The organism is Acidiphilium sp. PA (genome assembly GCF_026191915.1).
In the GTDB taxonomy this organism is placed as follows: domain Bacteria; phylum Pseudomonadota; class Alphaproteobacteria; order Acetobacterales; family Acetobacteraceae; genus Acidiphilium.
In genome coordinates, this window is sequence record NZ_JAIMBY010000001.1 from 62,067 (window position 1) to 81,276 (window position 19,210).

General features: G+C 63.3%; 19 protein-coding genes. 12 read left to right on the plus strand and 7 right to left on the minus strand.

Annotated features, from left to right (window positions below):
• Positions 1 to 35: 35 nt before the first annotated feature.
• The gene (locus tag AruPA_RS00335) at positions 36 to 275 is read right to left on the minus strand and encodes a DUF1244 domain-containing protein (RefSeq protein ID WP_408858559.1); all 240 of its coding nucleotides are present in this window, start codon (positions 273 to 275) and stop codon (positions 36 to 38) included.
• On the opposite strand from AruPA_RS00335, the gene AruPA_RS21740 reads away from it, so the two are divergent.
• The 5 genes from AruPA_RS21740 (at position 195) to AruPA_RS00355 (ending at position 3,621) form a co-directional block, all read left to right on the plus strand.
• On the plus strand, positions 195 to 623 hold the full coding sequence (locus AruPA_RS21740) for a hypothetical protein (protein WP_408858560.1): 429 nt from the start codon (positions 195 to 197) through the stop codon (positions 621 to 623). The two genes, AruPA_RS00335 and AruPA_RS21740, sit on opposite strands and share 81 nt — an antisense overlap.
• Positions 530 to 1,879 carry a pyruvate kinase gene (pyk, locus tag AruPA_RS00340; protein ID WP_408858561.1) on the plus strand — a complete coding sequence of 450 codons (1,350 nt, stop codon included), beginning with the start codon at positions 530 to 532 and terminating at the stop codon, positions 1,877 to 1,879. The genes AruPA_RS21740 and pyk overlap by 94 nt, the downstream gene beginning before the upstream one ends.
• Before the next feature lie 63 nt (positions 1,880 to 1,942).
• Entirely contained in the window at positions 1,943 to 2,254 is a 312-nt protein-coding gene (locus AruPA_RS00345) for an EthD family reductase (protein ID WP_265634090.1), read from the plus strand.
• 96 nt (positions 2,255 to 2,350) lie between these two features.
• Positions 2,351 to 2,857 carry a hypothetical protein gene (locus tag AruPA_RS00350; RefSeq protein WP_265634092.1) on the plus strand — a complete coding sequence of 169 codons (507 nt, stop codon included), beginning with the start codon at positions 2,351 to 2,353 and terminating at the stop codon, positions 2,855 to 2,857.
• Positions 2,854 to 3,621 carry a tyrosine-protein phosphatase gene (locus tag AruPA_RS00355; protein WP_265634094.1) on the plus strand — a complete coding sequence of 256 codons (768 nt, stop codon included), beginning with the start codon at positions 2,854 to 2,856 and terminating at the stop codon, positions 3,619 to 3,621. Before AruPA_RS00350 ends, AruPA_RS00355 begins: the two co-directional genes overlap by 4 nt.
• Positions 3,622 to 3,668: 47 nt before the next feature.
• On the opposite strand, the gene AruPA_RS00360 is transcribed toward AruPA_RS00355, so the two are convergent.
• The 6 genes from AruPA_RS00360 to AruPA_RS00385 all read right to left on the minus strand — a co-directional run bounded on the left by AruPA_RS00360 (position 3,669) and on the right by AruPA_RS00385 (position 9,340).
• On the minus strand, positions 3,669 to 4,757 hold the full coding sequence (locus tag AruPA_RS00360; protein WP_265634096.1) for an OmpA family protein: 1,089 nt from the start codon (positions 4,755 to 4,757) through the stop codon (positions 3,669 to 3,671).
• 221 nt (positions 4,758 to 4,978) lie between these two features.
• Positions 4,979 to 6,067, minus strand: a complete 1,089-nt coding sequence (locus tag AruPA_RS00365) for an OmpA family protein (RefSeq protein WP_265634098.1) — start codon at positions 6,065 to 6,067, stop codon at positions 4,979 to 4,981.
• 270 nt (positions 6,068 to 6,337) lie between these two features.
• Positions 6,338 to 7,435, minus strand: a complete 1,098-nt coding sequence (locus AruPA_RS00370; RefSeq protein ID WP_265634100.1) for an OmpA family protein — start codon at positions 7,433 to 7,435, stop codon at positions 6,338 to 6,340.
• A 150-nt stretch (positions 7,436 to 7,585) separates the two neighbouring features.
• Entirely contained in the window at positions 7,586 to 8,242 is a 657-nt protein-coding gene (locus tag AruPA_RS00375; protein ID WP_265634102.1) for a DUF2155 domain-containing protein, read from the minus strand.
• The gene (gene mlaD, locus AruPA_RS00380) at positions 8,239 to 8,790 is read right to left on the minus strand and encodes an outer membrane lipid asymmetry maintenance protein MlaD (RefSeq protein WP_265634103.1); all 552 of its coding nucleotides are present in this window, start codon (positions 8,788 to 8,790) and stop codon (positions 8,239 to 8,241) included. Before mlaD ends, AruPA_RS00375 begins: the two co-directional genes overlap by 4 nt.
• Before the next feature lie 73 nt (positions 8,791 to 8,863).
• Complete coding sequence (locus AruPA_RS00385) at positions 8,864 to 9,340, minus strand: NADH:ubiquinone oxidoreductase subunit NDUFA12 (RefSeq protein ID WP_322784377.1); 477 nt, start codon at positions 9,338 to 9,340, stop codon at positions 8,864 to 8,866.
• 160 nt (positions 9,341 to 9,500) lie between these two features.
• Here AruPA_RS00385 and AruPA_RS00390 point away from each other — a divergent pair, with 160 nt between their 5' ends.
• From AruPA_RS00390 to AruPA_RS00420, 7 genes are all read left to right on the plus strand, one after another.
• Positions 9,501 to 11,042 (plus strand): TSCPD domain-containing protein, encoded by a 1,542-nt coding sequence (locus tag AruPA_RS00390; protein WP_265634104.1) that lies wholly within the window; start codon positions 9,501 to 9,503, stop codon positions 11,040 to 11,042.
• A gap of 2 nt (positions 11,043 to 11,044) precedes the next feature.
• Positions 11,045 to 11,506, plus strand: coding sequence for a RidA family protein (locus AruPA_RS00395; RefSeq protein WP_265634105.1), 462 nt, complete (start codon positions 11,045 to 11,047; stop codon positions 11,504 to 11,506).
• Positions 11,507 to 11,592: 86 nt separating this feature from the next.
• Complete coding sequence (gene eno, locus AruPA_RS00400) at positions 11,593 to 12,870, plus strand: phosphopyruvate hydratase (protein ID WP_265634106.1); 1,278 nt, start codon at positions 11,593 to 11,595, stop codon at positions 12,868 to 12,870.
• 119 nt (positions 12,871 to 12,989) lie between these two features.
• A complete protein-coding gene (locus tag AruPA_RS00405; protein ID WP_265634107.1) occupies positions 12,990 to 13,862 on the plus strand; it encodes an ABC transporter ATP-binding protein in 873 nt (290 codons plus the stop codon).
• The gene (locus AruPA_RS00410) at positions 13,859 to 15,286 is read left to right on the plus strand and encodes a hypothetical protein (RefSeq protein ID WP_265634108.1); all 1,428 of its coding nucleotides are present in this window, start codon (positions 13,859 to 13,861) and stop codon (positions 15,284 to 15,286) included. Before AruPA_RS00405 ends, AruPA_RS00410 begins: the two co-directional genes overlap by 4 nt.
• Positions 15,287 to 15,347: 61 nt before the next feature.
• A complete protein-coding gene (locus tag AruPA_RS00415; RefSeq protein ID WP_265634109.1) occupies positions 15,348 to 17,435 on the plus strand; it encodes a hypothetical protein in 2,088 nt (695 codons plus the stop codon).
• A 5-nt stretch (positions 17,436 to 17,440) separates the two neighbouring features.
• Positions 17,441 to 19,186, plus strand: coding sequence for a hypothetical protein (locus tag AruPA_RS00420; RefSeq protein WP_265634110.1), 1,746 nt, complete (start codon positions 17,441 to 17,443; stop codon positions 19,184 to 19,186).
• Positions 19,187 to 19,210: the final 24 nt, after the last annotated feature.

A 19,210-nucleotide genomic window follows, 5' to 3' on the forward strand; every position in this document is an offset into this window, starting at 1 on the left:
GGGAGCGGGCGGGATAGAGCCGCGCCGCCACCCGGTCAATGGCCGGACTTGTCCGCCGCGGCGAACGCGGCCTGCTGCTCCGGGGATGCGCTTTTCTGGTGCAGTGCCTGCCAATCCTTGTAAGGCATGCCATACACGATTTCGCGCGCGGCCGGATCGGCGATCGTGATGCCGCGCTCGGCCGCCGCCTCGCGATACCAGCGGGAGAGGCAGTTGCGGCAGAACCCGGCGAGGTTCATCAGGTCGATATTCTGTACGTCGGTCCGCTCGCGCAGATGCGCGACGAGGCGGCGAAAGGCGGCGGCTTCGAGCGCGGTGCGGGTTGCATCGTCGATTGTGGTCATGTCCATAACGTCCATCTCCTTACCGGTGCGGCGTGTGGCCAGCGCGGCACTTGTTTGCCATACGGTGGTTTAGCAGAACCAGCGCTCCAGCGCGACCAAAGGGGACAAAAATGGCATCTCGGCTCAGGCGGCACCGGCGCACGAAAATCATCGCGACCCTCGGCCCGGCAAGCTCCACGCTCGAAATGCTCGGGCAGTTGTTCGAGGCGGGAGCCGATGTGTTCCGGCTCAATTTCAGCCACGGCAGCCATGAGGATCATGCCGCACGGATCGAGATGATCCGTGCGCTGGAGCATAAATTCGACCGGCCGATCGGGATTCTGGCGGATATTCAGGGCCCGAAGCTACGCGTCGGCCAGTTCCGCGGCGGGCGCATCCAGTTGCAGACCGGTTCGGAGTTTCAGCTCGACCTCAACCCGGCACCCGGCGATACGCGGCGTGTCAATCTGCCACATCCCGAGATCATCGCGGCGGCGAGCATCGGGGCGACGCTGCTGCTCGATGACGGCAAGCTGCGCCTGCGGGTGCTGCGCAAACGCGAGGATCATCTGCTGACCGAAGTGGTCAACGGCGGGCCGCTGTCGGATCGCAAAGGGGTCAATGTGCCGGATGTGGTGCTGCCGATTCCGGCGCTGACCGCAAAGGATCGGATCGATCTGGAATTCGCGTTGCAGCATGGTGTCGAATACATCGGCCTGTCCTTCGTGCAGCGCGCCGAAGACGTGCTGGAAGCCAAGGCGATCGCGGCGGGGCGCGCCTTGATCATGACCAAGATGGAAAAACCGCAGGCGCTTGATAATCTGGACGCGATCATGGACGCGTCGGACGCGGTGATGGTAGCGCGCGGCGACCTGGGTGTGGAGTTGCCGCCCGAGGAGGTGCCGATCGCCCAGAAGCGGATCATCCGCGCGGCGCGCACACGCGGCCTGCCGGTTGTGGTGGCGACGCAGATGCTGGAGAGCATGATTTCGGCCCCCGCGCCGACCCGCGCCGAAGCCTCGGACGTTGCGACGGCGGTGTTCGACGGGGCGGATGCCGTGATGCTGTCGGCCGAAAGCGCCGCGGGTCAGTATCCGCGGGAAGCGGTCAACATGATGGATCGGATCATAGCACGGGTGGAGCGCGACGAGGACTGGCGCCTTGGCATCGATGCCAAACGCCCGGATCTGGAACATTCATCGGCCGATGCCATCGCCCGCGCGGCCGACCAGGTGGCGCATACCATCGGCGCTCGGGTGATCGCGGCATTCACCAATTCCGGGGCGAGCGGGCTGCGGGTGGCGCGCGAGCGGCCGCACTGCCCGGTGATCGGGCTGACACCCTCGATCGACACCGCGCGGCGGCTCGCGCTGGTGTGGGGGATACACGCGCTGGTGACCGATCAGGTGTTTTCGATGACCGAGGCCGTCAATCTTTCGGTGCGGCTGGCGCGCCAGGAGGGTTTCGTGCAGGCCGGCGAAGAGCTGGTGGTGGTGGCGGGCGTGCCGTTCGGCCAGAGCGGCAGCACGAACGCGTTGCGGGTGGCCAAAGTCTAGCGCCCGGCTTGCATCGGTTTCAAGCGCACGGCAGTATGGTGCAAACTTAACGAGGGAACCACCATGATCACGATTGCAGTGCTGTATCCACAAACGGCCGACTCCAGGTTCGACATGGGCTATTATCATGCCACCCATATGAAGATGGTCCATGACCTGTGGGGCTCGATGGGGCTGCACAGCGCCCGGGTGATGAAGGGCGTGCCGGGTCCGGATGGCGCCGCGCCGCAGTTCGGTGTGATCACGCTGCTCGAATTCGAGAGCATGGCGGCGTTCGGCAAGGCTGCGGCGGCGCACGGCGCTGCGATTATGGGTGACGTGCCAAATTTCACCAATGTCACACCGGTACTGCAGTTCAACGAGGCTGCGGCCTGAGCGCCATAATTTACTTTACTTTTCGATAGTTCCAAGACTAAGTGAAGATGGTCGGATCACGGTCCGACCGCTTCGGTTCATTGTGTGGGGATTTTCATGCGCCGTATCGCCAGCCGCATCGCTTTCGGCCTTGTCGCCGCGACCTTCATGGGCGGCAACGCCCTGGCCTGCATGGTGCCCAGCACGCAGCAGGCGCTCGACGTCATTGGGCTGAAAAGCACGTTGATGGTCAGCGCCCTCACCTGCGACCAGCGCAGCGATTACGATACGTTCATGAACAAGTTTCACGCGCATATTCTGGACGAGCAACATTCGGTGGATGCCTACTTCCGCGAGGAGCATGGCCGGCTGTTTCATACCTATGAGGATAGTTACGTCACCAGCCTGGCGAATGTGCAATCCTCGGCGGGGATTCATGAAGGCAGCGAATTTTGCGACCAGAGCAAGACGTTGTTCGATCACGTCCTTGCATTGAAGTCGCAATCCGAATTGGACGATTTTGCGCGCCAGACTCCGGCGATCCAGCCGATCGTGGTGCTCGAATGCGGCATCGTCGAAAGCAGCGCCTTCCGCCGGATGGAGCGTCTCGCGCCGAAACCGTGAGTTTGCTGGCCGGCGCTCCTAATTTTCGTGCTGTCGATCCCTTGCCGGCGGGCGGCGGGCGGCGGCTGCGACCGGGCCTTATCTATCGATCGGGTGCGCTTGCGTCACTGACGCGGGATGATACCGCGGCGATCGAACCGCTCGGCATCAAACTTATTTGCGATTTGCGCAGCGCGTCTGAGCGGCGGCGGTTTCCGACGGTCTGGCCCGCGCTGGCACCGGCTCGGACCATCGCGATGCCGGCCGAAAGCGACCGGGAAGCGGGCATGCAGCCCCTGATAGACCGGTTGGCGCGCGAGCCTGGGCCGGATGGTGCGCGGCGGGCGATGCTGGACCTTTACGGATCATTGCCGCGTCTGCTTGCGCCGGTGCTCCAAGCGGCGCTTGCGGCCGCCGCGAGCGGATGGGGTATCCCAATCCTGCTGCATTGCCACGTCGGTAAGGACCGGACCGGCGTTGCGGTTGCGTTGATTCTGACCGCGCTGGGGATCGAGCGTGCAGCGATCACCACCGATTATCAGGAAACCGCGAACCGCATCGACATCGCGGTTGAAACCCGACATTTCGCGCGGACCTTGGGCATGGTGCTGGGGCGCGCGATCGACCCCGGCACGCTCGATCAGTTGGGCCGCACAGATCCGGCCTATCTTGCCGCTGCTTTCGGTGCGATCGACCAGATCTGGGGCGGACCCGCGGGATATTTCGACGCCATCGGTATCAGCGCCAGCGGCCGCGAACGTCTGCAGGCGCTGTTCCTGGATTAAAAAACCCCGGCCGAGGCCGGGGTTTGTCGCAGTCGATCGTGTGGCAATCAGTGGAGGATGATTTCCACGCGGCGGTTCTGCGGCTCGCGCACGCCGGGACCCGTGGGTACCAGCAGATGCGTCTCGCCGTAGCCCTTGATGACGATGTCACTCTTCGGCACGCCATCGGTCACCAGCTGGGCAGCGACGTTGTCGGCGCGGCGATACGAGAGCTTCTCGTTATAGGCCGAGGTCCCCGACGTGTCGGTGTAGCCATTCACGTTCAGGCTGGTCACATGCGTCGTCTGCGATGCCTGTGCCGCCTCGGCCACGATCTGGGTGGCGCGCGGGGTCAGATTGGCCTTGTTCCAGTTGAAGAACACCAGATAGGTCCGCGCCGGTGCCGGCGCCGGTGCTGCAACCGGGGTCGGGGCCGGAGCGGGCGGCGCGGGGGGCATGGGCACGAACAAATCGTAGTTCAGGCCGAGCAGGACCATGTTGTTGGAATCCGGCCCGACCCTGAATGTCGCCGGAACGCCGTCTTGGGTGCCTTTGTAATGCTCGTTGCCGACCGTCGCGAGATACCGGTACTGGACGGTTGCGGAAAGACCGATCGCCCCGGGGATCGGGAACGATAGGCCGACAATGGCCTGATAGGCGAATGCACCCGGTGTGCTGGTGATGGAAGCGCCGTCTGCCGGGGTTTTCACGTTGCGCAGATCCAGAAACTGGTAGCCTACGCCCGCGCCGATAAAGGGGTAGATGTAAGGGCTGCTGATATCGAAATCGTATAATCCGTTCAGCATCGCGCCGTATTTGCGTTCGGTTCCGCTTGCGGGAACCTGCCCGATTGCACTGTCGACCTTATGGGCCTGGTTATCGAAATAATCGCCTTCGAGTTCGACGCGAAATCCATTGCCAAAGCCGTAACCCACCGACGCCTCGCCGGTGAAGCCATGTTTGAAGACCGTGCGCTGATGCAGATTGGTCTCGATCCCGTCGATTGCGTAGCCTTTGGTCTCGCGGCTGTTCATGACATTGTATCCGACGCCCGCGCTCACGTAAGGGCCGGTGACCGGTTGCGCTTTGGCGGCAATCGGCACGAGGGACAGGCCCGCGACAACACTGCTACCCATCAATATTTTGCGCAACTTCATTCGCGGTCTCCTGTTTCGTATCGCGGCCCGACGCCGGGGCGCCGCCCGATTGTGCTCCGATAGATAGCATCTGGCCCGCGTCAAATCAGGGATTGCCGGGCGCTCCTGCCGTATTTGAGACTTGCGTTGCAACCAAGCCACAGGCGCTGCACAGACGCATTGATCGCCCACAAAAAAACCCCGGCCGAGGCCGGGGTTTTTCGCAGTCGATCGTGTGGCGATCAGTGGAGGATGATTTCCACGCGGCGGTTCTGCGGCTCGCGCACGCCGGGACCCGTGGGTACCAGCAGATGCGTCTCGCCGTAGCCCTTGATCACGATGTCGCTCTTCGGCACGCCATCGGTCACCAGCTGGGCGGCGACGTTGTCGGCACGGCGATACGAGAGTTTCTCGTTATACGCCGGGGTCCCCGACGTGTCGGTGTAGCCATTCACGTTCAGGCTGGTCACATGCGTCGTCTGCGATGCCTGCGCTGCCTCGGCCACGATCTGGGTGGCGCGCGGGGTCAGATTGGCCTTGTTCCAGTTGAAGAACACCAGATAGGTCCGTGCCGGTGCCGGCGCCGGTGCTGCAACCGGGGTCGGGGCCGGAGCAGGCGGCGCGGGCGGTGCCGGCGGGAACAATTCGTAGCTCATTCCAACCAGGATCATGTTGTTCGAGTCGCGGCCAACCTTGAAAGTCGCGGGAATGCCGTCCTGGATTCCCTTGTAGTGCTGACTGCCGATGGTCGACATATAGCGATACTGAACATTGGCCGAGAGGCCAGGTGCGCCCGGGATCGGGAACGACAGGCCGGCGATGCCCTGGTATGCGAATGAGCCGGGCGTGCCATTGATGTAGCTGCCGGTCCCCGGAATGTTCACGTTGCGCCAGTCGAGAAACTGATAGCCAGCGCCAACACCGACGAACGGATAGACGTAGGGAACGCCGACGTCAAAATCGTAGAGGGCGTTGACCATGGCGCCGAACTTTTTCTCATTGCCGCTGGCAACGAATTGCGACGGGCCGACATCGAGCTTCTTGACTTGATTGTTGAAGTAATCGCCTTCGAGTTCAACGCGGAAACCGTTGCCGAAACCATAACCAACCGACGCTTCACCAGTGAAGCCGTTGCTGAACAAGGCTTTTGCGCCGAGGTTGGTGCTGATGCCATCGATCGCGACGCTCTTGACCTTGCGGCTGTTGAGCATGTTGTAGCCGAGACCAGCACTGATATAGGGGCCGGTGACCGGCTGCGCCTTGGCCGCGATCGGCAGCAAGGCCGGACCAGCAATAAAGCTGGCGGCAAGCAGGGTTGTGCGTAATTTCATCTGTTGTCTCCTCGTGCGCCCGGACCCGTGTTGAAACATTCGAACAGGCAATACCAAACGACAGCCGCTACTTAGCACCGGGAACCGCGCTGGAGGAGGTGCAACAGGCCGGGTTCTACGGCAGATCGCCTGATTTCAACAGGCTGTGGCGCACAAGTCACATAATTGGAGCACACCGTGCCAAATATGACAGAATGGTAACCGGCGCAACCGCCGCCCACAAAAAACCCCGGCCGAGGCCGGGGTTTTTCGCAGTCGATCGTGTGGCGATCAGTGGAGGATGATTTCCACGCGGCGGTTCTGCGGCTCGCGCACGCCGGGACCCGTGGGTACCAGCAGATGCGTCTCGCCGTAGCCCTTGATCACGATGTCGCTCTTCGGCACGCCATCGGTCACCAGCTGGGCGGCGACGTTGTCGGCACGGCGATACGAGAGTTTCTCGTTATACGCCGGGGTCCCCGACGTGTCGGTGTAGCCATTCACGTTCAGGCTGGTCACATGCGTCGTCTGCGATGCCTGTGCCGCCTCGGCCACGATCTGGGTGGCGCGCGGGGTCAGATTGGCCTTGTTCCAGTTGAAGAACACCAGATAGGTCCGTGCCGGTGCCGGCGCCGGTGCTGCAACCGGGGTCGGGGCCGGAGCAGGCGGCGGCGGAGGCGCGGGCGGGAACAGCTCGTAACGGGCGCCGAGCAGGATTTCGTGGTTGCCCGAGTGACCAACGCCGATGAAGGTATTCGGCACGGCGGTGTCGTTGTATTTACGCTGATGCGTCAGCTCGGTGTACTGATACTGAGCGGTCAGCGCGAGGCCGGGAACCTGCGGAATGTTGTATGCAACGCCCGCACCGACATCGAACGCGAAGCTGCCGTAGGTGCCGCTATAGCTGTCGCCATAAGGGGCCGGAACGCCAATGTGCTGGAACTTCTGCCATTCGTAGCCGACACCGCCGCCGACGAAGGGAACGAAATTCGTGCCGGTCGGAATGTCGTAATAGCCGTTCAGCAATACGCCGTAGGTGTTGACGCCGCCGTGCACACGATTGTTGCCGTTGACGTTATCATCGGCCTTCACGGCGCTGTTGCGGAAAAAATTGCCATCGAGCTCGACGCGGAAGCCGTTGTCGAGGCCATAACCGACGCCGATCTGACCCGCATAGTCAGGGCGGAATACGAAGTGACCGGTCTGGCCACTGTTCGGCTGGGCATAGGTGTACTTCTGGGTCTGCATCAGATTGGTGCCGAGGCCGAGATCCACATACGGACCGGTCACCGGCGCCGGGCCACCCGCCATCTGCGCATGCGCCATCGGCGCGGCCGCAACGATAGCTGCACCGCAGGTTGCGGCAAACAGTATTGAGCGATAATTCATAAAGCCTCCATTCGTTAACATCGTTCGGCAGGAAATTGGAACGTCCAGCGCAAGATACAATAATCTGATCTACTTCTGATACGCCCTTGTCAATTAAGATCTTGTCACATCAGCGGTATTTACAGTTTGATGCATTGGAGACACCGTCGGTCAGCTGCTGCCGCAGCCGATCAACCGGAATGTCACTGCCGCATCACCGACCACCGTGGCACCCGGTTCGGAGCGGATCAGCCATCCTCGAAACAGAGGGGTATCACCTGTTGACGATCCGTTTCCCTGCACAGGTTTCGACGTGACTGTGAGAAACGTTGCCGCATCCGCCGTCATGTCCTTCGGCCTGACGACACATGCGCCCACTTCGATCGACAATCTGCCTTCGGAGGCGCTCGATCCCACCGGCACGTCGATCCTGTGAACGGCCCCATCCTCCTTGTCGAGGACGTCGAGCAGAACCGTACGGCGCGGCTTCCAGATGGGCTTGACCTGCGCGGGCGCGCCGCCTTCCGCGGTCGACGGCGTACCGCCGACCACCGCGGATTGACCCGGGGTGGTCAGGGGCGGTGGCGGCATCGTCAGGGTGCCAGCCGGCAGGTTCGGTGCTGGCAAATCGGGCGCGGGCAGTGACTTCGATTGAGCTGGGGCCGGTAATGAGGGAGCCGGTGCCGGCAAAGGCGCGTTCGGCACGGCCATGATCGAGGGTGACAGCGGCACGGGCGCCAGGCTGGTGGGTTGACTGGTCTGCGCAGCCGCCCACGGCATCAGCCCCAGGGACAGTGCTGCCACGCCGTGAACGATTTTGCCGATCACGGTGTTTTATTGCCTGGGGTTAACCCGGGTAGGTTCGGTTTCGCACCCGCGTTCTGCGCGTTCGCGCCTGACTGACCGGGCTTGCCCTTGGCCGCAGTGCTCGCGAAGTTAGCTGCGCTGAACACGAATTTGCCGAGCAGTGATTCAATGTTGATCGCTGATTGCGTCACAACGATCGCGCCGCCCGGCTTGAGCATGGTATCCGACCCACCCGGCGCGATCGACAGGTAGTCACCGCCCAGCAATGATGCGCTTTCGATTGCGGCGCTGCTGTCTTTGGGGATTTTTACACCTGAATTGATATCGAAATCGACGATCGCCGCGTATGTCGTCTGATTGAGCGTCGTCGCGGCGACCTTGCCGACCGTCACACCCGCGATCTTCACCGGCGAACCGACTTTCAGGGGGCCGATGCTGCCGAACTGGGCGTGCAGCATGTACCCGTCCCTCGTTTGGGTGTGTGTGCGGGAGAAAGCGAAAACCAGGAAGGCAGCGACGGCGACAAGGACGACCAGACCGGCGATTATTTCGGAAAAACGACTCTGCATCTGCTACTTTCTGGCTGGCGGGCTTACGATGGGGTCTGCGGACGAGATCACGGGAAACCCGGCGCCTGCTGCTTCAGGCGTCCGGCGTCCATGGTTCGTAATCGGCGGAGACATGGGGACGTATCCCGCCGGCGTAATCGTGCCCTTTCGGACGGTAGGCGAACGGCGTGCCCGTCATGTTCGGTTCGTGGGGCCGTTGCCAAGGACGGCGATTGGCGTCGGACAGCGGTGCGTCGGTCGTGAAATGCAGCCATGCGTGCCATTCGGGCGGCACCAGCGAGGCATCGCGCGCCCGACCGGCGTAGACCACCCAGCGGCGCGCCCGGCCGTCCGGCCGGGTCGGCCGGCGTTCCTCGAAATAGCGGTTGCCCAGCGCGTCCTGGCCGACGGCCCCGCCATGGCGCAGCGTATCGAGGATGAGGCCGGGATTGTTGATCAGCGCCCGCCAGCCGCCCAACGAAGCCAAGCTGGGCGCCTCCGGCCGCAACGCCTGGTTTCTGCCATCGTGCCGCGCGCCTTCGCCCGCCACAGTGTCGTCGGTTGCGTTCATGCTTGTCTCTATAAAGGAACCGGTCCGATCGGTCCATCCATGCCGCACTGCACCAGACCGTACGGTTATCCACAACATTTTGTGGAGATGGCCTTCGATATCCACAACATCACGCGGAATCACGCTGGAAACGGCGCTACGAAGGGACTAGGGTCGCGCCATGCTCAAAGATCGCGCCGGCCCGTACCGCTCCCACCCGCCGCTGCCCTGGCGGGGCATTCGCATGCGGCGTTTGGAAATCGGAGCCGACCCGGATGCGGCGCCGGAACCGGCGATCATCCCGGTGGTCTGGCCTGAGCAGGCGGCTGGCGGCCTGGTTGCGCTGCGGGCATCGCCCCGCTTGATCGAGGCACCGGCGACGGCATCCGCCTGGATCGATCCGATCGCGGCGCGCGCCGCGGCGGCCGGGATCGAGCATGATATCACGCATGTGCTGCATACGCTGCTGATCGGCCAGCGTGGCGCGCCCTCCCCCGGCATCTGGCGCGGCGCGGCGGAACCGATCCCCGGCTTCATTTTCAACGTGTCGCAGTTTCTCGACGATGCGCAGCAGTTCGATACCGACGGGTTTGGCGCGGCGGTTCGCACCGCGGTGATCGCGCTGAGCCTCGGTAACCCATCGGCCCAGCGCCTCGCGCTCGGCATGGCCGACCTGGCCATGCTGCTGGCGCGGCTCGACCTCGATTACGACAGCGAGGCCGCGCGATCGCTTGCGGCGACCCTTGCCGCCCTGCTCGCGGCGGAGGCCGATATCGCCTCCGCCGCGCTTCTCGCGCGCGGCATGGCGCCCGGTTGCCCGATCAGCACCGCGCCGCTGCCGCGAACCTGCCCGGTCGAGTCCGTCCGCGCAGCGGCGGCGCGCGCGCAGGGGCAGGCCCAAGCCCTCGGCCTGCGCCAGCACCTGAGCCTGACCGGCCTGTTACCGCCGGGGCCGGTCGAGGCGCTGCTCGGGGTGGAGACGATCGGCATCGCGGCACCGCTGTCGGCGCTGAACGGCGAGGGGAAGCTGGCCGCCTGGTCGCGCGCCCGTCTGGCGGCATCCGGCCGCACCGCCGAGGATGCGCTGGCGGTCAGCATGGGCGGCGCCGATCCGTTCGGCATCGCGGATCGGGCCGGGCTGCAGGCGATGCATGATGCCATCGCGCCGTTCTGCACGATCCTGCCGCCGTTGCAGACCAGCCTGCCGGTTCGCACCACGGCGCGGGGCACTACTGCCCGCGGCAAACTGCCCGCCCGGCGTGGGGGCTATACGCAGAAAGTCAGCATCGCCGGTCACAAGGTATTTCTGCGCACCGGCGAGTATCCGGATGGCCGGCTGGGTGAGATATTCCTGACCTTGCCGCGCGAATCCGCGGCGTTTCGCGGGCTGGCCGAGGCGTTTGCCATCGCCGTCAGCCTTGGCTTGCAGCACGGCGTGCCGCTCGATGAGTTCGTCGATGAATTCGCGTTCACCCGGTTCGGCAACGCCGGCGCGGTTGAGGGCGATGCTGAGATTACCCAGGCGAGTTCGCTGATCGACTACGTGTTCCGCCATCTGGCGTCGAATTATCTCGATCGCCACGATCTTGCGACGGCAACCAATGACGATGCGGCGGCAGCGTCCCGTGAGGCCCCGGACGCACCGTTACTGCCGCTCGATCTGCCGGCAAGTGAGGGCAGCCGGCCGCGGCGCCAGCGCCCCGTCCTGAAACTGGTGAGTTGAGAATGAGCCCCACTGAGCGCCTGGCCGAACTCGGCATCGTGCTTCCGACCCCCGCCAAAGCCGTTGCCAATTATGTGCCGGTGGTGATCGCGGGCGGGTTCGCCATTGTCAGCGGTCAGTTGCCGTATGAGAACGGTCAGGTCGCCGTGACCGGCAAACTGGGCCAGGAGGTCGATATTGCCGAGGGCGTGCGCGCGGCACAGCTCTGCATGATCAATGTGCTCGCTCAGTTGCAGGCGAGCCTGCCCGAAGGGCTGGGCTCGGTGGCGCAGGTGGTGCGGCTGGGCGGCTTCATCGCGGCGACGCCGTTTTTCACCGATGCGGCCAAGGTTATGAACGGCGCCTCGGATCTCGCGGTCGCGGTGTTCGGCGATGCCGGGCGGCATGCGCGCTCAACCATCGGCGTTGCTTCCCTGCCGCTCGATGGTGCGGTCGAGGTCGAGGGCATGTTCCTGCTCCGGTAATTGCGCGCCCTCCCCGCTTGTCGTATTTCCCGCACGTCTTGCGCCGGGCGCCGCATTTGCCCGGGCCTTAACCAGTGGGAGCCGCCATGAGCGCCATCGCCGATATCGTCGCACGCGAAATTCTGGACAGCCGGGGGAACCCCACCGTCGAAGTCGACGTGATGCTCGATTCGGGTGCCATGGGCCGGGCCGCTGTGCCCTCCGGTGCTTCGACCGGCGCGCATGAAGCGGTTGAGCTGCGCGATGGTGATAAATCGCGCTATGGCGGCAAGGGTGTGACCAAGGCGGTCGCGGCGGTCGAGCGCGAGATTTTCGATGCGATCGGCGGCATGGATGCATCCGAGCAGGTCATGATCGACGCGTTGATGATCGAGCTGGACGGCACGCCGAACAAATCCCGTCTTGGCGCCAATGCAATTCTCGGCGTGTCGCTCGCAGTGGCCAAAGCCGCGGCGGATGATCTCGGTGTGCCGCTCTACCGGTATGTCGGGGGCAGTTTCGCGCGCACGCTGCCGGTGCCGATGATGAATATCATCAACGGCGGCCAACATGCCGATAACCCGATCGACATCCAGGAGTTCATGATCCAGCCGGTTGGTGCCGCAAGCGTGGCCGACGCGGTGCGGATGGGCGCTGAAGTGTTTCACACGCTGAAGAAAATCCTGCATGATGCCGGGCACAACACCAATGTCGGCGATGAGGGCGGCTTTGCCCCCGGCCTGAAATCGGCCGAAGAGGCGCTCGGCTTCATCAGCAAGGCGGTCGAACAGGCGGGCTACAAACCTGGCGAAGACATCGCTTTCGCGCTCGACTGCGCGGCGACCGAGTTCTTTAGGGACAGTAAATACCACCTGGAAGGCGAGGGCAAAGTGCTCGATGCCGCCGGCATGACCGATTACATCGCTTCTCTCGCCAAAAAATTCCCGATCATCTCAGTCGAGGATCCGCTGGCCGAGGATGATTGGGAAGGCTGGGCGCATTTCACCAGCGTACTCGGCGGTACCATGCAGGTGGTCGGCGATGATCTGTTCGTCACCAACCCGGCCCGGCTGCGCCGGGGTATCGAGGCGCGATCGGCTAACGCGATCCTGGTGAAGGTCAACCAGATCGGCACATTGTCCGAGACGCTCGAGGCCATCGAGCTCGCCCATCGTGCCGGCATGGCGACCATCATCAGCCACCGTTCGGGCGAGACCGAGGACGCGACGATCGCGGATATCGCGGTTGCGGTGAACGCGGGGCAGATCAAGACCGGCAGCCTCGCGCGCAGCGACCGCACCGCGAAATATAACCAGCTGATGCGGATCGAAGCGGAGCTGGGCACCGCCGGCCGCTTCGCCGGCCGCACCATCCTGCGCCGCTGAGCGATGTCATGGTCCCCAATTCACGAAAATTTTCAGCGTCTTTTTCATAGAGACGCAGCGTTTGCTTTGACTGACGCGACAGCGGCCCGTTAGCCTGCGTCAAACGCAGGAGGGGCATAATGTCTGGAGGATACGCGGCACCGTTCATCGCCGCCGAGGCGCTGGGCAAGCAGTTCGGCACGCGGATTGCGCTGGCCGACGTGACGTTCACCGTCGGGCCCGGTGAAATCGTCGGTCTGCTCGGTCCGAACGGTGCGGGCAAGACCACGTTGATCGGCTGCCTGCTCGGGTTTCTGCTGCCCTCCGCCGGCTCGATCAGACTGTTTGGCGAAACGGCAGCCGAATTGTCGCCGGCGCTGCGCGGCCGCACCGGCTTCGTGCCGCAGACCATGAGCGGATTCGGCTGGTTCCGGGTGGGCGAGCTGATCGCCTATCTCGGCAAATTCTACGCGCAGGAGCCGGGAACGCCGCCGGCCTGGCTGCTCGACTGGGCCGGGCTCGACCTGAACGCGCGGGTCAAATCCCTCTCCGGCGGCCAGAAACAGCGCCTCGCGATCGTGCTGGCGATGCGCCATGCGCCGGATCTGTTGATCCTGGATGAGCCGGTCGCGAGCCTCGACCCGCAGGCGCGCCGCGATTTCATGGCGCTGCTGACCAAGTTTTGCGCGCAGGAGGGGCGCAGCGTGCTGATTTCCTCGCATATTCTCTCCGACCTCGAAAAAATCGCGACCCGCGCGATTTTCATGCGGCACGGCCGGATCATCCACGATACGCCGATGGCGCGGTTCCGCACCTCGGCGCGCTGGGTGGCCGCGCCACGCGACGCGTTGCCGCAACACGTCTCGTGCCTTGCGGAAGATCGTGACACGGGCGACTTGCTGGTCGATGGCTGGGACGATGCGAGCGCCGCCGCGCTGGCCGCGACGCTCGGGGCGGCACCCGACGTGCGCATCCCCGATCTGGAGACGGCATTTCTGGAAATGACCCGATGAAGCCACGCCTGGCCGCGGCCGCGCTACGCAACTACGCTTCACCGGTGTTCGTGCGCGAGAACCCGATGCTGGCCTCCGCCAGTTGCATGCTGGCCGCGGGTGCGATGAGCGCGCCGAAGGCGGCGGCGACCGTGGCGATTGGCGGTATTGAGGCGCTGTTCCTGCATCGCTCGATGTTCCTGTTTTTCTGGTGGTATGTCGCATTCTACGTGCCGGCCTGTTTTATGGTGCATTATTGGCGGCAGGTGCGGTCCAATCTTGCAACCGCCATCCCCGATCTGAAATTGGCCGAGTTCAGCGCGGTTGCCATCATCCTGGTGATCCTGACTGCCCTGTTCGCGACCCCGTTGATAGGGTTCGGCGCACCCATTGCCGGCGCCCTCGCGCTGGCCGCGCTCGCCATGGCGACTGGCGGCGCGTTCAGCAGTGCGGGGGCGACCGGACAGGCCAAGGGGATCGCGAGGCTTCGGGGACTCCTGTTTCTGCCCGTCATGTTCATCGGATCACAGCCGCATTATCTCTCATACGTGGTCTTTGCGCCGGTCCCGGTCGCGTTGCTGATCGCCGGCCTTGCCGTTTCGCTTGCCGTGTCGGGCCTGCGCTATTTTCCGGCGCGGGCGGCGCGCGAGGACGAAGCGCAAGCGGATCGCGCCGATCGTGCCGCCGCCGCGCCGCGAGCCGGCGCTCTGCGCATGATCCTGCGGCCAATCGGACAGATCATGACCTGGAAACCCGGCTTCATGCCGGTGCAGCCGGTGCCTGCCATGCTCGGCATCGCGCTCGGCCCGATCGGCCTGCTGATCGTCACCTGCATTCAAATCGGTGTGCTGCTGCTTTATATCCCGGCCTTCGCCTGGATCACCGGCCACGGGTTCATGGCCGCGCTGATCAAGCAGGCACCGCTATCGATCGGGTTCGGCGTGGCGCTCGGGTTGTTTGGCAGCGGCCAATGGCTGATCAGCCGTGGTGACTGGCCCGCGCTTTATATGGCGGGGCGTTATGGCGGCCGCAGCGGTTTCGCCGCCGCCATGGTGCGGGCGTTTCGCACCAATACGATCGAAATCGGCCTGATCAACGCGATTGTCGTCACCGTGGTGGCCTTGTCGCTCGGGATTGTGAAGCCGATCCAGGCAATTCCGGTGGCGCTTTGCACCTTCGGCGCGATGTTTGGTGCCAGCCACTTGCCGTCAATACCGCTGCTCTGGCGGGAACTCGGCGGCAAGGGCGTGACGCTTTTGTTCGCGATGGTGGGGGCGTTCGCCGTCATGGCGCTGCTGGGGTTTGGCGTGCTCGACCACGGCCCGGCGCTCTGGGCGGGTGGGTGCGCGGCGGTGTTGTTCGGTCTCGGCATCATCATGTCGCGGCTGGCACCAGGCCGGCTCGCCGCGATGGACTGGCCGATCGAAACCGACCCGGCCGGCTAGGCGCTCTGGCGCCGCATCGCCAGTTCGGGCACGATAGCGCAGCGACATACACGGAGGTTGCATGACACGGCATCGGCGGATCAGGGCAGGCATCGCCTGGGTATGTCTTGCATGCAGCGCGGCGCCTGCGATCAATGGTACCGCTCTGGCCGGGGACCTGATCCGCGCACCGGCCGTGCCGCAACCCACCGGCCCGGGCGACCTGGTCGGTGTGGTGCTGGAGAACACCCTGACCCACGCGATTACGCCGCGCTACATCACCTTCGGCACCGTGTTCGGGCGCGGGCAACTGCCCAAAGGCGAGGCGATCACCGCAATCGTCGGCGGCAAGCCCGAACCGGCCCAGATCGATGTCAAGAATCGCTATCCTGATGGTTCGGTGTTGTTCGGCGTGGTGACGCTGCGTGCCCCGGCGATGGCCGGCGGGGCCGATGCATCGATCATGCTGCGTAAGGGTGCACCGACCCCGGGCAGCGTCGCGATCCTGCCCGCGCTGAAAAAACACGATATCACGATCACCCTCGCGCTGAACGACCCTGGCATGCCGACGCGCTACGTGACCGTGTACGCCGCCAAGCTGCTCGCCAAGGCCAAGGCCACCGGGCAGACTTCGCCCTGGCTCGCCGGCCCGCTGGTATCGGAGACGCGGGTCTCGCGGCATATCCAGGGTTCGCTGCGGCTGGTGCTGGATATCCGCGCATACGCGAGCGGCGGCGTGGCCGCGGATGTGCAACTGAACAACGACATCGCGATGAGCCCGAAAGGGGGTACCGAAACCTACGGCATCATCATCGCCCAGAACGGCAAACCGGTCTTTGCCGTGCCGCACATCCACCAGTTCCAGTACCAGGACTGGCACACCATCATCCGCTCCGGCGGCCGCGCCCCGATCAACGTGGTGCACGATGTCGCGGCGATGGAGCGGATCGGCATTGTGCCGGCGTATCAGTTGAACGTCGGAATGACGCGCGGCACACTCGTTAGCGAGTTGAAATCGATCACGGCACCGGGATGGGATGCACCATTGGCGGTGAACGGCGTCACGCAATACATGCCGGGAGTGGGCGGTCGTGGCGACATCGGCCCGACCAACGCAGCCAACACGATCTGGTTGATCACCCAGAACCCGGTTGCCGCGGAATATGCGATGGGCCAGGCGGATACCGCTGGTGCGGTGCCGTGGCATTTTTTCTATCCCAAAACAGGCGAATTTGTGACCACAGCGGATATCCCCAATCTGTGGGTCGATGGTCGCGGCGGTCCTCGTTCCTCGACGGTCGGACTGACCCAACAGGTCAGCGGCAAAACCGGGTGGCACGCCGACGTCGCTCATGAACCAGATTTGAGCTTCATTCCCTATCTGATGACGGGACGCCGTTACTTCCTCGATCAGCAGAATGCCGAAGCTGACTATTCAGAAGTCGGCCAATGGCCGGCGGCGCAAGCACGCAACGGCGGTCAGGGGATCATCGTTGGCCCCAGTGAGCAGGTGCGCGGTGCTGCCTGGAGCCTGCGTGAAGTTGCCGATGCGGCGTACATCGACCCCGATGGATCACCGATGCGGGGCTATTTCAAACAAATGATTGCCAACAACATGGCGTATCTGAAAAACCATATCCCGGTCTGGACCGTGCAGGAGGGCGCACCGTATGGCTACATTATCGGTACCTACGGCAGCGGTTCGGCCGCCATCGCGCCATGGCAACAGGATTATTTCGCGACGACAATGGCAACAATGACTGATCAGGGTGTTCCGGGAGCACGGCAGGTGCTCGATTGGGAAACTCATTTCCTCGCAGGTAGCCTGCTGCCTCAGGGACCCGGCTACAACCGACGAAACGGCATCGCCTATAATTTGTTCATTCAGAATCCGAAAACAAAACAACCGGTAATGACTTGGGCTGAACTCGATGAAGCCACCCGTGCCGGCGGTCAATCGAACGGAACCGGATGGGCGCACAGCGCCGGAGATTACGGACTGACACGCCTAGCCGCGCTTGCCAGCATTTACAATACGACCCATTCAAGCAAGGCCTTGCAAGCCTATGATTGGTTGCTACACAGCGGCGCTCCGTTCCTCGACATGCAAGGCTACGAAACCACCGAACAATTCTGGATTGTCCCACTCTCGCCGCGCAAGGCTCGCTGACGACCGTGGGCGGGCTGTTTATCACTGCTGATCCGACCCTGGCACGGCGTCAAACCCTGGCCGGCCTCGCTCGCCCGCTTTTCGCGCGTGCCGGGCTGACCGACCCGGTGACCATCGAGACCGATCACCTGCTGATCGACGTCTACCCGAAGTATCGCCGATCGGCACCGACCATCCTGCACTTCGAAAATCGCGATTTCGCACTCGCCGTCGGCACGTTTCTGTTCCAAGGTAAAACCGGAATCGAGGCTCTGCGCGCGTACTGCATGCATCCCGAGCCGCCTTTGGATCGATGCCGCGGCGCCTATCTTTTGCTGATCAGCCGAGAGGGACGAACCACACTTCATGCCGACCCGCACGGCACGTACGAACTCTATATCGACGACCGCCGCACCCTGTTCAGTACGGCGTTTCTGGCGCTTGCCGCTTGTCTGCCGCGCCGCAGCATCCGTGCCGCCGAATGTCTCGAATACGTCATCGGCGGCGTCACCCTCGGCACCGGCACGCCGGTCACCGAAATCGACCGGCTCGACCTCGGTGAAACTATTGACTTCGCCGATACCAACCGCCGACACATCGCCCGTCCCCGCCTGATCGAGCCCGAACGCCCGGCGCCGATCGGGGAGTTGATCGAACGCAGCCTCGCCAGCCTGCGCGCCACGATGCGCGATTATGCCTCGGCGTTCGATAATCGCATCCGCATCAGTTTCTCCGGTGGGTACGACAGCCGCCTCCTGCTCGCCCTCGCGCGCGACTGTGGCGTCGATCCGCATCTCTTCGTTTATGGCGCAGAAGACGCACCGGACGTCCGCCACGCCGCTGCGCTGGCCCGCGCGGAAGGTGTCAGCTTCGAACATATCGACAAGACCCGCATCCGCCCGGTCACCCTCGAAACCTTTCCCGAAATGCTGCGGGCCAGTGCCGAAATGAACGATGGGTTTTCCCAATACTGGATGTTCTGCTCAGATTCCGAAAACTACGCCCGGATCGACCGTTGCGCCGGCGACGGCGTTATCATGAATGGCGGCGGCGGTGAGGTATTTCGTAATTTCTTCAAATTCCGCGGCCAATCCATGAGCGTGAAAAGCTTCGTCCGCGCGTTCTTCAGCGGCTATGACCCCGCCATTCTGGTCGATCCGCGACTCCAGGCCGAATATGAAATCAACCTCAGCCGGAAAATCATCACCTTGTTCGACCTCGAACGTCCGCACCTTACCTGCGCGCATGTTCAGAGCCTGTACCCCCATCTGCGCTGCCGCTCCTGGTTCGGACGCGACACCAGCCTCGACAATCGCTTCGGCTATCGCGCAACCCCGTACCTGGAGCCCTCGATCGTAAGCACGGCGCTGCAGGTGCCGCTGGCCTGGAAGCATTTCGGCGTGTTTCAGGGACGCTTGATCAATGAACTGTCGCCCACAATGGCGGCGCATATGTCGTCCCATGGTTATGCATTCGACCGCGATCCGCCGTGGCGGCGGCGATCGGGCGATTTAAGACTTCTCATGCAGCCAATTGTAGCCAGACCGTATAATTTTAAAATGAAGGCTTTTTTAGCGAAATGGGGGCAATTTCCGATAGAAATATCTGACCAATATCTTGCGGCAACAATCAAACTGAACTCGTCTACTCTGCGTTGTTTTGTTCAGCCGGAAAAAATCAAAGATCCATCTCAATTTCAAAGGTTGTGTGTTTTAGAATATGTTTTCGGTTTGATGGAATCCGGGACCGACACTATGCTGGCGGCGAATTGATATTGAGTTCTAGACATGCAAAAT

Excerpts from the sequence above, each read along its gene's own strand:
- eno (WP_265634106.1), top strand. The coding sequence starts at position 11,593 with ATGAGCGCCATCGCCGATATCGTCGCACGCGAAATTCTGGACAGCCGG.
- AruPA_RS00370 (WP_265634100.1), bottom strand. The coding sequence starts at position 7,435 with ATGAATTATCGCTCAATACTGTTTGCCGCAACCTGCGGTGCAGCTATC.
- AruPA_RS00405 (WP_265634107.1), top strand. The coding sequence starts at position 12,990 with ATGTCTGGAGGATACGCGGCACCGTTCATCGCCGCCGAGGCGCTGGGC.
- AruPA_RS00360 (WP_265634096.1), bottom strand. The coding sequence starts at position 4,757 with ATGAAGTTGCGCAAAATATTGATGGGTAGCAGTGTTGTCGCGGGCCTG.
- AruPA_RS00390 (WP_265634104.1), top strand. The coding sequence starts at position 9,501 with ATGCTCAAAGATCGCGCCGGCCCGTACCGCTCCCACCCGCCGCTGCCC.
- AruPA_RS00385 (WP_322784377.1), bottom strand. The coding sequence starts at position 9,340 with ATGAACGCAACCGACGACACTGTGGCGGGCGAAGGCGCGCGGCACGAT.
- AruPA_RS00410 (WP_265634108.1), top strand. The coding sequence starts at position 13,859 with ATGAAGCCACGCCTGGCCGCGGCCGCGCTACGCAACTACGCTTCACCG.
- AruPA_RS00395 (WP_265634105.1), top strand. The coding sequence starts at position 11,045 with ATGAGCCCCACTGAGCGCCTGGCCGAACTCGGCATCGTGCTTCCGACC.
- AruPA_RS00365 (WP_265634098.1), bottom strand. The coding sequence starts at position 6,067 with ATGAAATTACGCACAACCCTGCTTGCCGCCAGCTTTATTGCTGGTCCG.
- AruPA_RS00415 (WP_265634109.1), top strand. The coding sequence starts at position 15,348 with ATGACACGGCATCGGCGGATCAGGGCAGGCATCGCCTGGGTATGTCTT.
- AruPA_RS00345 (WP_265634090.1), top strand. The coding sequence starts at position 1,943 with ATGATCACGATTGCAGTGCTGTATCCACAAACGGCCGACTCCAGGTTC.
- AruPA_RS00350 (WP_265634092.1), top strand. The coding sequence starts at position 2,351 with ATGCGCCGTATCGCCAGCCGCATCGCTTTCGGCCTTGTCGCCGCGACC.
- mlaD (WP_265634103.1), bottom strand. The coding sequence starts at position 8,790 with ATGCAGAGTCGTTTTTCCGAAATAATCGCCGGTCTGGTCGTCCTTGTC.
- pyk (WP_408858561.1), top strand. The coding sequence starts at position 530 with ATGCTCGGGCAGTTGTTCGAGGCGGGAGCCGATGTGTTCCGGCTCAAT.